Here is a 13,016-nt window from a genome sequence, read left to right as displayed (position 1 = left end):
CTATAGTAGATAGTTATTTTTTTAGTTTAACATTTTAGCTAGTTTTAGCACATGTGTTAAGCTCTTTTTGACTTCTTTTGTTGTCATTTTTGCAGCAGGAATCCGAGCAATTACAATAAAGTCTTTGTCTTGTTTTAAATTTGGCTTTAATTCTGTAATACTTTGTCTGATTTTACGCTTAACTGCATTTCTAGTCACTGCATTTCCAACTTTTTTTCCAACAGACAGCCCCACTCTAAAATGAGCTTGCTCTTTTTTTTCTAACACATAAATCACAAATTGGCGATTTGCTGTAGAAACGCCTTTATGAAAAACTTTTTGGAAATCAGCTTCCTTTTTGACACGATAGGTCTTTCTCATAAAACAACCTCTCATCTCTTGCATTTTTCTGAAAAAAAAAGATTTTTAGGTCTTTTTTTTAGATTTTTTATAAAATTTACTAAAGAAAAAAGACCACTGAGACGTTCAGTGATCTATGCAGACAATACGTTTCTTCCTTTACGGCGTCTACTTTGTAATACTCTACGTCCGTTTTTTGTACTCATACGTTTACGGAAACCGTGTACTTTTTGACGTTTACGTTTTTTAGGTTGGTAAGTTCTTTTCATTCGTGATACACCTCCTGTAAAAACTATCTCTTAGTTGCTTCTAAATTTTATATCATCACAAGACAGTCTTGAATATTATAACGAAGATAAAATAGCCTTGTCAAGTACAACATGCCTATTTTTATTAACTCACTCAAATATAATAGCATAAATAGGCGTAATAAGAAACCTATTTTTAGAATATTTGTTGTAAAGTTGTTCATTTTTTGTATTTCTCGATTCTTGGAGGATGATATTTTATTTAAAAAAGGCTTTTTTTATCTCTGAAATAAAATTTTACCCTCGAAAAAAGAATCCACAATTACGTTTTTTTATCCACAGTCATATAGAACAACTTTTTTTAAGTTTAAGTTACCTAAAAGATAGATTTAAGTTATCCACAATTCAACAACATGTGTATAGTCTTTTTAAACTTCCTTGTTAAATTTGTGGATAACCCGTGAAACAATTGGTATGTCTACACTAACAAACAATTTTTTATCCACAATTAAAATAAAATCGGAAATTAAAATAAGTTATCCACTGTCCACTTTCGACTTGTGGATAACTTTTAAACACCTTATGAATAAACTTTCAACAGATTTTAACTACTTGTGGAAAACTTTCCAATAAAATGCTAAAATAAAAAAGACACATTTATAAAGGAGGTTCATTTTGTGGATGACTTACAGAACCTATGGAGCTACTTAAAGGAAAAGTTTAAAGAATCACTTTCCAAAGTCAGTTATGATACATGGATTGAAAGTGCACATCCTATCCGTATCACTGACCAAAACATTATTATTGAAGTTCCTTCATCCTTACACAAAGAATATTGGGAAAATAATTTAGCCACTCGAATCGTTGAAAATATTTATGAATATTCGAGCCGTGAGATTTCACCATTATTTATCATTAAGAATGAACAAGATCCAAATGAAACAACTGTGCTTAGAAAAAGTGACTCTTTTGCTAAAAATTCGCCCGTGCGAAAAGATGCTCAATTAAATGATAAGTATACATTTGATACTTTCGTTATTGGAAAAGGCAATCAAATGGCCCACGCAGCTGCCCTTGTTGTCGCTGAAGAACCAGGTACTATTTATAATCCTTTATTTTTCTATGGTGGCGTCGGTTTAGGCAAAACCCATTTGATGCATGCGATTGGTCACCAAATGTTATTAATCAATCCAGATGCAAAAGTAAAGTATGTAAGTAGCGAGACCTTTGCCAACGATTTTATCAATTCCATCCAAACTAAATCACAAGAGAAGTTCAGAAATGAATACCGCAGTGTTGATTTATTATTAGTGGATGATATCCAGTTTTTTGCAGATAAAGAAGGAACACAAGAAGAATTTTTCCATACGTTTAATGCACTTTATGATGAACGTAAACAGATCGTTCTAACAAGTGATCGTTTGCCAAACGAAATTCCTAAATTACAAGAACGTCTTGTATCACGCTTTGCCTGGGGATTGTCAGTTGACATTACGCCACCTGATTTAGAAACACGAATCGCGATTTTACGCAAAAAAGCTAATGCAGAACGTTTAGAAATACCAGGAGATACATTAAGTTATATAGCTGGTCAAATCGATTCGAATATTCGCGAGCTTGAGGGAGCTTTAGTCCGCGTTCAAGCCTATGCGGCAATTGAAAGTCGCGATATTTCAACTAGTTTAGCTGCAGACGCGTTAAAGAGCATTATTCCTTCAGGTAAACCTGCAACTTTATCGATTTTAGAAATTCAAAGCACAGTTTGCAAATACTATCAAATTCCTTTAAGCGATTTAAAAGGGAAGAAACGAGTTAAGTCAATCGTTGTCCCTAGACAAATTGCAATGTATCTTTCAAGAGAACTCACTTCCAATTCACTTCCAAAAATTGGAGCCGAATTTGGTGGCAAGGATCACACAACCGTGATTCATGCTTATGAAAAAATTGAGCATGCATTAACGAAGGATGAAGAATTACGCCGCGATATTGAAGAAATCAAGAATAAGTTAAAATCCTAATTTTTATAAATGGTATAAAAAATTTTGAAATAACTAATTTTCTATAGTTGATATATCATTTTTTTTAGTAATTTTCACTCATTCGGTAAAAAAGACTTTGTGGACAACTTCTGAAGTTGTCTCGCTTTTTTCCACAACTTATACACATGTGGAAAACTTAGTGTCTCTAAGGCTCATTATTCTTTTCCACAGTATTAACAGGCCCTACTACTATTACTATCTTATTTATTAAATAAATTAAACTAATTTTGGAGGTACAATTAAAATGAAATTTTCAATTAAACGAAGTGAATTTTTAAAAAGTTTAGCTGATGTACAAAGAGCTATCTCATCAAGAACAACCATTCCAATTTTGACTGGAATTAAAATTCAAGCTTCTGAAGAAGGATTAACATTAACCGGAAGTGATTCAGATATTTCCATTGAAGCCTTTATTCCTGTCGAGGATGAAAAAAATAATTTAACCATCGATCAAGCAGGTAGCATTGTGTTGCAAGCTCGCTTCTTTAGTGAAATTGTAAAAAAACTTCCTGACGAAATGATGCAAATTGAAGTTCTTGACCATTTCCAAACGTTAATTACTTCTGCCAATGCTTCTTTTACTGTTAATGGATTAGATGCAAACAACTATCCTCATTTGCCAGTCATCGATACGCAAGAAACATTTTCGTTGCCAATTAATTTATTTAAACAAATTATTGGACAAACGGTTATTGCTATTTCAACTCATGAAAGTCGCCCTATTTTAACGGGAGTTAATATGGTCATTGAAAATGGCAAATTGCTAGCAGTTGCTACCGACAGTCATCGTTTAAGTCAACGAATTATTCCACTTGAAGTAAGCTCAGCATTAGCAGATCAAAAATACAACATTATCATTCCAGGGAAAAGTTTGATTGAATTATCAAGAACTTTAGATGAACGTCATGAAAATATTGAAATGATGATTACAGAAAATCAAGTTTTATTTAAAACTGAAAATATGTATTTCTATTCTCGTTTATTAGAAGGGTATTACCCAGATACAGCTCGTTTGATTCCTGAATCAGCTGCAACAGAAATTGTTTTTAACGCAAGTTCATTATTAGGTTCGATTGAACGCGCGTCATTGCTATCTCACGAAGGTAAAAATAACGTTGTTAAAATTTCAATTTCACCTGAATTAGTTGAGATTTCTGGAAATTCGCCAGATGTTGGGAATGTAAAAGAAGAATTAGCTTATATTTCAGTTGAAGGTGAGTCGATTGATTTATCGTTCAATCCAGATTATATGAAAGATGCTTTAAGAACTTTTGGTCAAACGGATATCCGAATTAAATTTACATCACCTGTTCGTCCCTTTATTTTGGTTCCAAGTGAAGACAATCAGAACTTTATCCAATTGATTACTCCAGTTCGTACATTTTAAAAATAATTAAAAATCTTCATTTTCTGAATTTTTATTTGGAAAATGGGGATTTTTTACATATCATCAATTAAAATACCCCTTATTTTTCGTTTTAAGCTTTTTTTGATGGTTTAAGGTCTTTTTGAGTTTTTCGAACAAAATGCGAATAACCTATGAAAATTCCCTAATTTATTTGTAAAGTCGTTAAAAAAAGAGTATAATGTTCTTATACAGATTAAAAAATTGCGTGGATTGGCAGACCATCCACGCTTATTTTATTGAAAAGCAGGTGAATCAAGTGAAACAAGCCGTTTTAATTGATAGTGAATTCATTACACTGGGTAAACTTTTAAAGCATATCGATGTAATTAGCAGTGGTGGGATGGCAAAGTGGTATTTAGCTGAGCACACTGTTTTATTGGATAATGAAATTGAAAATCGTCGAGGAAAGAAAATTTACCCAGGATCAGTAGTTGAAATTCCAGAAGTCGGCAGCTTTTTTGTACAATCAGAAAAAGAGACGACCGAGGAAGAACTGTAATGCATTTAGAAGAAATTAAATTAGCTAATTATCGCAATTATGAAACAGCTGATGTGTCCTTTTCAGAAGGAATCAATGTTTTTCTTGGAGAAAATGCCCAGGGAAAAACGAATTTGATGGAGGCCATCTATGTTTTAGCAATGACAAGAAGTCATCGGACTTCAAATGATAAAGAGTTAATTCATTGGCAAGAAGACTTTGCTCGTTTAACAGGGCGCATTCAAAAGAAAAATACTTCTTTTCCGTTAGAAATTACGATTTCAAGCAAAGGAAAAAAAGCCAAATTTAACCATTTAGAGCAAAAAAAACTCAGTGATTATATTGGGAAGTTAAACGTTATTTTATTTGCTCCAGAGGATTTGTCACTGGTAAAGGGATCGCCTTCTGTTCGTAGAAAATTTTTAGACATGGAAATGGGACAAATGAGCCCAATCTATTTACATCATTTGGTGAATTATCAGCATATCTTAAAACAACGAAACAATTACCTAAAACAATTGATGCTAAAAAAAGCGAAGGATTTAACCTTTCTTGAAGTGCTAACCGAGCAACTGGCTACTCATGGTGCAGCTATTTTGCAAGAACGCTTTTTGTTTGTTCAAAAATTAGAAAGCTGGGCAAAACCAATCCATGCTGAAATATCCAGACAAAAAGAAGAGCTACAAATTGAGTATCAATGTACCATCACGGCCACCGACAAGGCGGATAAAGATCAGCTTTATTTGGATTTATTAGCGGCCTTTGAAAAAGTAAAAAAACGCGAATTAGATCAAGGCAGCACATTAGTTGGGCCTCACCGCGATGATTTGAAATTTATAGTCAATCAACAAAACGTGCAGACGTATGGTTCCCAAGGTCAGCAACGGACAACAGCCTTAAGCGTTAAGCTGGCAGAAATTGATTTGATGAAAGAAATGACAGATGAGTATCCCTTGCTTTTATTAGACGATGTATTGTCAGAATTAGATGACGAACGTCAAACACACTTACTAAAAGCAATTGAAAATAAAGTTCAAACTTTTTTAACCACTACTAGTTTGGATGGAATCAAGAAAAATATGTTAGAAGCACCTCGTGTTTTTCACGTAACAGATGGTCATGTAGAAATGGAGAGTGAATAAACGTGTCTGAAGAAATTAAAGATATGAAGGCATTAGCACAAGAATATGATGCTAGCCAAATTCAAGTTTTAGAAGGTTTAGAAGCGGTTAGAAAACGTCCTGGGATGTATATTGGTTCAACTAGTGGACAAGGTCTGCACCATTTAGTTTGGGAAATCGTTGATAACTCAATTGATGAGGCATTAGCTGGTTTTGCAACTGAAATCAAAGTCATTATTGAAGAAGATGACAGTATCACCGTTATCGATGATGGACGCGGAATTCCAATTGGGATTCAAGCAAAAACAGGTCGTCCAGCCGTTGAAACAGTTTTTACAGTCTTACATGCAGGTGGTAAGTTTGGCGGAGGCGGATACAAGGTTTCTGGCGGACTTCACGGGGTAGGTTCTTCTGTTGTAAATGCGTTATCAAGTGTTCTTGACGTTAAAGTTTACAAAGACGGTCAAATCCATTACCAAGAATTCCATCAAGGAAAAGTGGTCGATGATTTAAAAGTAATTGGTGAAACAGAGCGCCATGGAACAACTGTCCATTTTATTCCAGATCCAACGATTTTTACTGAAACAACTACCTTTGAATTTGAAAAATTATCTACTCGTGTTCGTGAATTAGCATTCTTAAACAAGGGCTTGAGAATTTCTATCGAAGATAAACGTGTTGAGCATGAAACTTTACGTGAATTCCATTATGAAGGTGGAATCAAGAGTTATGTTGAACACTTAAACCACAATAAAAATGTATTATTTGATGAACCTATTTACATTGAAGGCGAACAACAAGGAATTGTTGTGGAAGCTGCAATGCAATATACAGACGGCTACCATACAAGTTTATTGAGTTTTGCTAACAACATTCACACCTACGAAGGCGGTACACACGAGTCTGGATTTAAAACAGCTTTAACTCGTGTCATCAATGATTATGCACGTAAAAATAAATTGATGAAAGAAAACGAAGAAAACTTAACGGGTGAAGATGTTCGTGAAGGATTGACAGCTGTTGTCTCAATCAAACATCCAGATCCACAATTTGAAGGTCAAACGAAAACTAAGTTAGGAAATTCAGAAGCGCGTACTATTACGGATCGTCTATTTTCTGCTCATTTCGATAAGTTCTTGATGGAAAACCCACAAGTAGCTCGTCGCGTTGTTGAAAAAGGGATTTTAGCTTCAAAAGCTCGTTTAGCTGCTAAAAGAGCCCGTGAAGTAACCCGTAAAAAGAGTGGCTTAGAAATCAGTAATTTACCAGGTAAATTAGCCGATTGTTCAAGCAAAGATCCTAAAATCAGCGAAATCTTTATTGTCGAAGGAGATTCAGCCGGCGGTTCTGCTAAACAAGGTCGTTCACGCTTATTCCAAGCGATTTTACCGATTCGTGGGAAAATCTTAAACGTAGAAAAAGCTTCCCTAGACAAAATTTTAGCAAACGAAGAAATTCGTTCGTTATTTACGGCAATGGGGACAGGATTTGGTGGCGATTTTGATATTTCCAAAGCACGTTACCACAAGCTTGTCATCATGACCGATGCCGATGTCGATGGCGCGCATATCAGAACCTTGCTATTAACTTTGTTCTATCGCTATATGCGTCCAGTCGTTGAAGCAGGTTATGTTTACATTGCACAACCACCTTTGTATCAAGTTCGACAAGGGAAAAAAGTGGTCTATTTAGATTCTGACTTAGAGTTGGAAAATTACCTAAAAGAAATTCCAGCACAACCAAAACCTGTAATTCAACGTTATAAAGGTCTTGGAGAAATGGATGCGGAACAACTTTGGGAAACGACAATGGATCCAGAAAGCAGATCGATGCTACAAGTAACTGTCGATGATGCAATTGAAGCAGATGAAGTTTTTGAAATGTTAATGGGTGACCGTGTTGAACCAAGACGTAAATTTATTGAAGACAATGCAGTTTACGTTCAAAACCTAGATATCTAGGGATAGAAAAAGATATTGGCTGTTAGTTAGCAGCCAATTTTTCTCACAAGGAGGATTTTAACGAATGGCTGAGGAATTTAAAGAGAAGATTGCACAAAAAAATCTGACAGAAGAAATGCGTACCTCGTTTTTAGATTATGCAATGAGTGTAATCGTAGCGCGTGCGTTGCCAGATGTTAGAGATGGGATGAAACCCGTTCATCGTCGTATTTTATATGGGATGAACGAACTTGGAGTAACACCTGATAAGGCCTATAAAAAATCAGCTCGTATTGTCGGAGACGTTATGGGGAAATATCACCCACATGGCGATAGTGCGATTTATGAATCAATGGTACGGATGGCTCAACCCTTTAGTTATCGTAGTACCTTAGTTGACGGACACGGAAACTTTGGTTCTGTCGATGGTGATGGTGCCGCTGCGATGCGTTATACCGAAGCAAGAATGTCTAAAATTGCTGTTGAAATGTTACGTGATATCAATAAAAATACAGTTGATTATCAAGATAACTATGATGGCTCGGAACGTGAACCAGAAGTGCTACCAGCACGTTTTCCTAACCTTTTAGTCAATGGTGCAACAGGGATTGCGGTTGGGATGGCAACGAATATTCCGCCACATAATTTATCAGAAGTTATTTCTGCGTTGCATATTTTGATGAACGACCCAGATGCAACAACAGCCGATTTGATGGAAGTGTTACCTGGACCTGATTTCCCAACTGGTGGATTGGTCATGGGTAAATCTGGCATTAGACGCGCATATGAGACTGGTAGAGGCTCGATTATGATTCGTGCTAAGGTTGATGTCGAAATACGTAAAAATGGCAAGGAACGCATTATAGTGAACGAATTGCCTTATATGGTTAACAAAGCTAAATTAGTTGAACGTATTGCTGAATTGGCTCGTGAAAAACGAATTGAAGGTATTACCGATTTAACCGATGAGTCCGATCGTGATGGTATGCGTGTGGTTATCGACGTTAGACGTGATGTTAGTGCAAGTGTTGTCTTAAATAATCTATACAAATTGACACCAATGCAAACTTCTTTTGGTTTTAATATGCTAGCGATTGTTAACGGTGTCCCAAAAGTATTGAGTTTAAAATCCATTTTAACCCACTACTTAGAGCATCAAGAAATCGTTATTCGTCGTCGTACTCAATTTGATAAACAAAAAGCTGAAGCAAGAGCTCATATTCTCGAAGGTTTACGAATTGCGTTAGATCACATTGATGAAATCATTAAAATTATTCGCGGTTCAAAAACGGGTGATGTGGCTAAAACAGAATTAATCGAGCGTTTCGGTTTATCTGATAAACAAGCACAAGCAATTTTAGATATGCGAATGGTTCGTTTAACTGGTTTGGAACGTGAAAAAATTGAAGCTGAATACAATGACTTAATTGAATTAATTACAGATTTGGCAGATATTTTAGGAAGCAGTCAACGAATTCATACGATTATTGAAACAGAACTACTAGAAATTCAAGAAAAATATGGCGATCCTCGTCGTACAGAATTGCTTGTAGGAGAAGTTCTTAGTCTAGAAGATGAAGATCTGATTGAAGAAGAAGATATCGTGATTACTTTGACTCATAATGGCTACATCAAACGTTTGCCAAACAATGAATTTAGAGCGCAACGTCGTGGTGGGCGTGGTGTTCAAGGAATGGGGATGCACGATGATGATTTCATCGAAAATCTTGTTTCTTGTTCAACACATGATACGTTATTATTCTTTACCAATAACGGAAAAGTATACCGTGCCAAAGGCTATGAAATTCCTGAATACGGCCGTACAGCGAAAGGAATTCCAGCAATCAACTTACTAGGAATTGATTCTGGCGAAAAAATCCAAGCGATTATCAACGTTAAAGGAAAATCAGAAGAGGACACCTATCTATTCTTTACAACTCTTAAAGGTGTTGTAAAACGTACATCTGTAAGTGCCTTTTCTAATATTCGCAGCAATGGACTAAAAGCGATTGTCTTACGTGAAGACGATGAATTGATGAATGTTTGTGTAACCAATGGCGAACAAAATGTGATTATCGGAACTCATTTAGGCTATGCGGTTAGTTTCGATGAAAACACAGTTCGTGATATGGGACGAAGCGCAAGTGGTGTTCGTGGAATTCGTTTACGTGAAGATGATTATGTTGTTGGAATGGACGTTTTAAAAGCTGACTCAGAAGTATTAGTAATTACTGAAAATGGTTACGGAAAACGTACTAAAGCTAGCGAATATCCAATTAAAGGTCGTGGCGGTAAAGGAATCAAGACAGCTAACATTACCGAGAAAAACGGTAAATTAGCAGGCTTGACAACTGTTAATGGAGACGAAGACATCATGTTGATAACAAACACAGGTGTCATTATCCGTTTCGAAGTAGACTCAGTGTCACAAACAGGTCGTGCAACATTAGGTGTTCGTTTGATTCGTGTTGGGGAAGACGCAATCGTGTCAACAATGGCAAAAGTGGAAGCAGAACCAATTGAAGAGGAAACCGCAACAGAAGAAAAACCTGTTCAAAATGATGAAGCTTAACCAAACGATTTATAAATAAATTATTTTTTAATCAGGCTAGTTGTTTTCTGTGTTTTACAGGAGATAATTAGCCTGATTTTTATTGTAAGTTTTTATGATGATTTTATGAAATGAATTGTGAAATAGCTCAGTTATAGTAACTAATAATTCTTTAGTTAAATTAAAATCTAAAGCAAATGTAGGATCATATTTATTGTTTTTAATAGAGTTGTATGTGATGATTTTATAAAAATCAAGAAAATAAGTTTTCATTATTTTAGAAAAATTAATTATTCATAAAAAAACCATAGGTTATCTGTTGACATTGAAAAAAGAATGCATTAATATTAATATACCATTATAAAATGATGGGAATTTAAAAAGGAAGAGGTAGATATTATGGAAAAAATATGGAGAGTACTAGGTTTAACTTTTGGTTTATCATTATTAAGTATCACTGGATTATTATTTAATGATTTTAAGGCTGAAGCAGCTGCGTATGATAGTAATTATATAAATTTCATACCAAGTGCTGAATCAAACATGGAGGCTATTAACATAGTTACTAAAGATGGAAATTCAGAAAATATCCCTTTCCCATTAGAAAATTTAACCACAGAACAACCAAATCAATCGAATAGAATAGCAACACGTGCTGCTTTAAAAGTTTACAGAGCCAATGATTATAAAGAAATGTATGGATTCTATCAATGGAGAATAAATGAGCTAGTTCCTGTAGGCTTTAATTGGTATGACAATGGTATTCCATCATCAGTTACAAAAGGATTCGGCCAAGCCTTAACTTTTAACTCTGGTAAAATTACAGATACTGGGGCAGGTGCATGGCAATATGGTTATTACTGGCGTCAATTTAGTACTGCTCAAGGTACTTTTTGGGCATCTGTATGGGATAAAAATGATTTGCTTTATTAGATGTAAATAAATTGCTTGTTAATAAGCTTTGTTTTAAAAGTTTAACTAAAATAACGAAAAAGAACCGCTTTTGGGTGGTTCTTTACATAATCCCTAAAATAAAAAACACTACCGTTCTTTATTTTCAGGAAAGTAGTGTTTTTAAATTGAAATGGAAAAATTGACATTTAACTATATAAATTAGAGATAACTATAAGTTCTTAAACTGTTTACCTACAGTTTGTTTAACAGTTTTATTAGCAACAAATAAATAATGTGGTATAGCTATAATACCAATGTTTTTTGTAAACGATAACCAATTTCAGTCTAACTTTTATTATCAATTGTTTGTACCGTTAGTTCGCGCACTCTCCAATTATTTCATTAGTATCCTTTATCTGCCTATAATTCAAAACTATTATTTTTGTATGAAGCTAGATTCCATTCTAACCAAATTGTTACTTCATCATCAGAAAAAGCATGTTCATAGGCGTACATATCTCTTGATTTCGTAGAAATGTTGCTAATGAAGAAAAAATTTTTCAATCCATTCTCTTAATCTAAATCTAAAAAGGAGTAGAAGAAATTAAAAACATAAGGTATTTAATTCAGTTTGATAGATAAAAAACATTGACACACATTCTCTAAAATGGTACACTTATTGGACGTGAGTAATCTATTTATAGAATGCTCTCCTTGCTCTTTTTACTTTAAAAAGAGCCAAAGTCCACAAGGAGGTGACAGTCAGATGAGTCAAACAGCAAAATACGAAATTATGTACATTATCCGTCCGAACATTGAAGAGGCAGCTAAAGCAGCTGTTGTTGAACGCTTCGATACTATCTTAAAAGATAATGGCGCTGAAGTGATCGAATCTAAAGACTGGGCGAAACGCCGTTTAGCTTACGAAATTAAAGATTTCCGCGAGGGAATTTATCATATCGTGAAGTTAACTGCAACTGATGCAGCGGCTATCAATGAATTTGATCGTCTAGCTAAGATTAGCGATGACATTATTCGTCATATGGTAATTAGAGAAGAAGTTTAAACTTAGAATTGTTTCACATGAAACATTTTAAGAAAGAAAGGAGCTTAAAAAGATGATTAATAGAGTTGTTTTAGTTGGAAGATTAACTAAAGATGCTGATTTGCGATATACTTCAAATGGCGCAGCGGTTGCCTCATTTACAGTTGCGGTGAATAGACAATTTACGAACCAAAGCGGTGAAAGAGAAGCTGATTTTATCAACTGTGTTGCTTGGAGAAAAACTGCTGAAACTCTAGCTAATTTTACCCGAAAAGGTTCTTTAGTTGGTGTGGAAGGCCGTATTCAAACGCGTTCTTATGATAATCAACAAGGGCAACGTGTATACGTTACTGAAGTTGTTGTTGATACGTTTTCATTATTAGAGTCAAAATCTGTTAGTGAACAACGTCAAAGTCATGATGGAAATAGTAGTGCTCCTACAACTAATCAAAATACTAGTTATTCTGGTGGAAGTAGTAGCAACAACCAATACCAAAGTGGTGGTTATCAACAAAATTCAGCTAATAATAGCACGAATAATCAATCAACAGCTCCTAAACAACAATATCAAAATTTCGAGAGAAATGATGATCCATTTGCAACAAGTGGACAACAAATTGATATCTCAGATGATGATTTACCATTCTAATATAAAATTAGTTTGGAAAATGAAAAGGAGGATTTAAATAATGGCTCAACAACGCAGAGGCGGACGTAAGCGCCGTAAAGTTTGTTATTTTACAGCAAACCACATTGACCATATCGATTACAAAGATACTGAACTATTAAAACGTTTTATCTCTGAAAGAGGAAAAATTTTACCTCGTCGTGTTACTGGTACTTGTGCTAAACACCAACGTAAATTAACAATTGCTATCAAACGTTCTCGTATTATGGGATTATTACCATTCGTAACAGCTGAATAGTATATAAATAAAAAAAGCCGTGATTTC

General features: G+C 34.7%; 12 protein-coding genes. 10 read left to right on the top strand and 2 right to left on the bottom strand.

Annotated elements, in window-relative coordinates:
* Positions 1 to 21 precede the first annotated feature (21 nt).
* Both rnpA and rpmH read right to left on the bottom strand, forming a co-directional pair.
* The gene (gene rnpA / locus BR52_RS11085; RefSeq protein ID WP_034572718.1) at positions 22 to 360 is read right to left on the bottom strand and encodes a ribonuclease P protein component; all 339 of its coding nucleotides are present in this window, start codon (positions 358 to 360) and stop codon (positions 22 to 24) included.
* A 113-nt stretch (positions 361 to 473) separates the two neighbouring features.
* Positions 474 to 608, bottom strand: a complete 135-nt coding sequence (rpmH, locus tag BR52_RS11080; protein WP_034572715.1) for a 50S ribosomal protein L34 — start codon at positions 606 to 608, stop codon at positions 474 to 476.
* 656 nt (positions 609 to 1,264) lie between these two features.
* Here rpmH and dnaA point away from each other — a divergent pair.
* The 10 genes from dnaA (at position 1,265) to rpsR (ending at position 12,989) form a co-directional block, all read left to right on the top strand.
* Positions 1,265 to 2,605 (top strand): chromosomal replication initiator protein DnaA, encoded by a 1,341-nt coding sequence (dnaA, locus tag BR52_RS11075; RefSeq protein ID WP_034572712.1) that lies wholly within the window; start codon positions 1,265 to 1,267, stop codon positions 2,603 to 2,605.
* A gap of 265 nt (positions 2,606 to 2,870) precedes the next feature.
* The gene (gene dnaN / locus BR52_RS11070) at positions 2,871 to 4,013 is read left to right on the top strand and encodes a DNA polymerase III subunit beta (RefSeq protein WP_034572710.1); all 1,143 of its coding nucleotides are present in this window, start codon (positions 2,871 to 2,873) and stop codon (positions 4,011 to 4,013) included.
* 277 nt (positions 4,014 to 4,290) lie between these two features.
* A complete protein-coding gene (gene yaaA, locus BR52_RS11065) occupies positions 4,291 to 4,533 on the top strand; it encodes a S4 domain-containing protein YaaA (protein WP_034573893.1) in 243 nt (80 codons plus the stop codon).
* Positions 4,533 to 5,654: a DNA replication/repair protein RecF gene (recF, locus tag BR52_RS11060; RefSeq protein WP_034572707.1), complete on the top strand. Its 1,122-nt coding sequence runs from the start codon at positions 4,533 to 4,535 to the stop codon at positions 5,652 to 5,654. The genes yaaA and recF overlap by 1 nt, the downstream gene beginning before the upstream one ends.
* Before the next feature lie 23 nt (positions 5,655 to 5,677).
* On the top strand, positions 5,678 to 7,594 hold the full coding sequence (gene gyrB, locus BR52_RS11055) for a DNA topoisomerase (ATP-hydrolyzing) subunit B (RefSeq protein ID WP_115588690.1): 1,917 nt from the start codon (positions 5,678 to 5,680) through the stop codon (positions 7,592 to 7,594).
* 64 nt (positions 7,595 to 7,658) lie between these two features.
* Positions 7,659 to 10,145: a DNA gyrase subunit A gene (gene gyrA / locus BR52_RS11050; protein ID WP_034572702.1), complete on the top strand. Its 2,487-nt coding sequence runs from the start codon at positions 7,659 to 7,661 to the stop codon at positions 10,143 to 10,145.
* Positions 10,146 to 10,523: 378 nt separating this feature from the next.
* Complete coding sequence (locus tag BR52_RS11045; RefSeq protein ID WP_034572699.1) at positions 10,524 to 11,057, top strand: lytic exoenzyme target recognition domain-containing protein; 534 nt, start codon at positions 10,524 to 10,526, stop codon at positions 11,055 to 11,057.
* 727 nt (positions 11,058 to 11,784) lie between these two features.
* The gene (gene rpsF / locus BR52_RS11035; protein WP_034572696.1) at positions 11,785 to 12,084 is read left to right on the top strand and encodes a 30S ribosomal protein S6; all 300 of its coding nucleotides are present in this window, start codon (positions 11,785 to 11,787) and stop codon (positions 12,082 to 12,084) included.
* Positions 12,085 to 12,136: 52 nt separating this feature from the next.
* Positions 12,137 to 12,712, top strand: coding sequence for a single-stranded DNA-binding protein (ssb, locus tag BR52_RS11030; RefSeq protein ID WP_034572693.1), 576 nt, complete (start codon positions 12,137 to 12,139; stop codon positions 12,710 to 12,712).
* A gap of 40 nt (positions 12,713 to 12,752) precedes the next feature.
* Positions 12,753 to 12,989, top strand: coding sequence for a 30S ribosomal protein S18 (gene rpsR, locus BR52_RS11025; RefSeq protein WP_034572690.1), 237 nt, complete (start codon positions 12,753 to 12,755; stop codon positions 12,987 to 12,989).
* Positions 12,990 to 13,016: the final 27 nt, after the last annotated feature.

Origin of the sequence: Carnobacterium divergens DSM 20623, assembly GCF_000744255.1 — a bacterium.
In the GTDB taxonomy this organism is placed as follows: Bacteria; Bacillota; Bacilli; order Lactobacillales; family Carnobacteriaceae; genus Carnobacterium; species Carnobacterium divergens.
Note: the sequence above shows the minus strand (reverse complement) of the source record. Positions and strands in the feature narration are given on the sequence as shown.

What these genes read in the sequence shown, in the direction of transcription:
- rnpA (WP_034572718.1), bottom strand. Translation starts at nt 360, where the DNA reads ATGAGAAAGACCTATCGTGTCAAAAAGGAAGCTGATTTCCAAAAAGTT.
- rpmH (WP_034572715.1), bottom strand. Translation starts at nt 608, where the DNA reads ATGAAAAGAACTTACCAACCTAAAAAACGTAAACGTCAAAAAGTACAC.
- dnaN (WP_034572710.1), top strand. Translation starts at nt 2,871, where the DNA reads ATGAAATTTTCAATTAAACGAAGTGAATTTTTAAAAAGTTTAGCTGAT.
- recF (WP_034572707.1), top strand. Translation starts at nt 4,533, where the DNA reads ATGCATTTAGAAGAAATTAAATTAGCTAATTATCGCAATTATGAAACA.
- gyrB (WP_115588690.1), top strand. Translation starts at nt 5,678, where the DNA reads ATGAAGGCATTAGCACAAGAATATGATGCTAGCCAAATTCAAGTTTTA.
- gyrA (WP_034572702.1), top strand. Translation starts at nt 7,659, where the DNA reads ATGGCTGAGGAATTTAAAGAGAAGATTGCACAAAAAAATCTGACAGAA.
- BR52_RS11045 (WP_034572699.1), top strand. Translation starts at nt 10,524, where the DNA reads ATGGAAAAAATATGGAGAGTACTAGGTTTAACTTTTGGTTTATCATTA.
- rpsF (WP_034572696.1), top strand. Translation starts at nt 11,785, where the DNA reads ATGAGTCAAACAGCAAAATACGAAATTATGTACATTATCCGTCCGAAC.
- ssb (WP_034572693.1), top strand. Translation starts at nt 12,137, where the DNA reads ATGATTAATAGAGTTGTTTTAGTTGGAAGATTAACTAAAGATGCTGAT.
- rpsR (WP_034572690.1), top strand. Translation starts at nt 12,753, where the DNA reads ATGGCTCAACAACGCAGAGGCGGACGTAAGCGCCGTAAAGTTTGTTAT.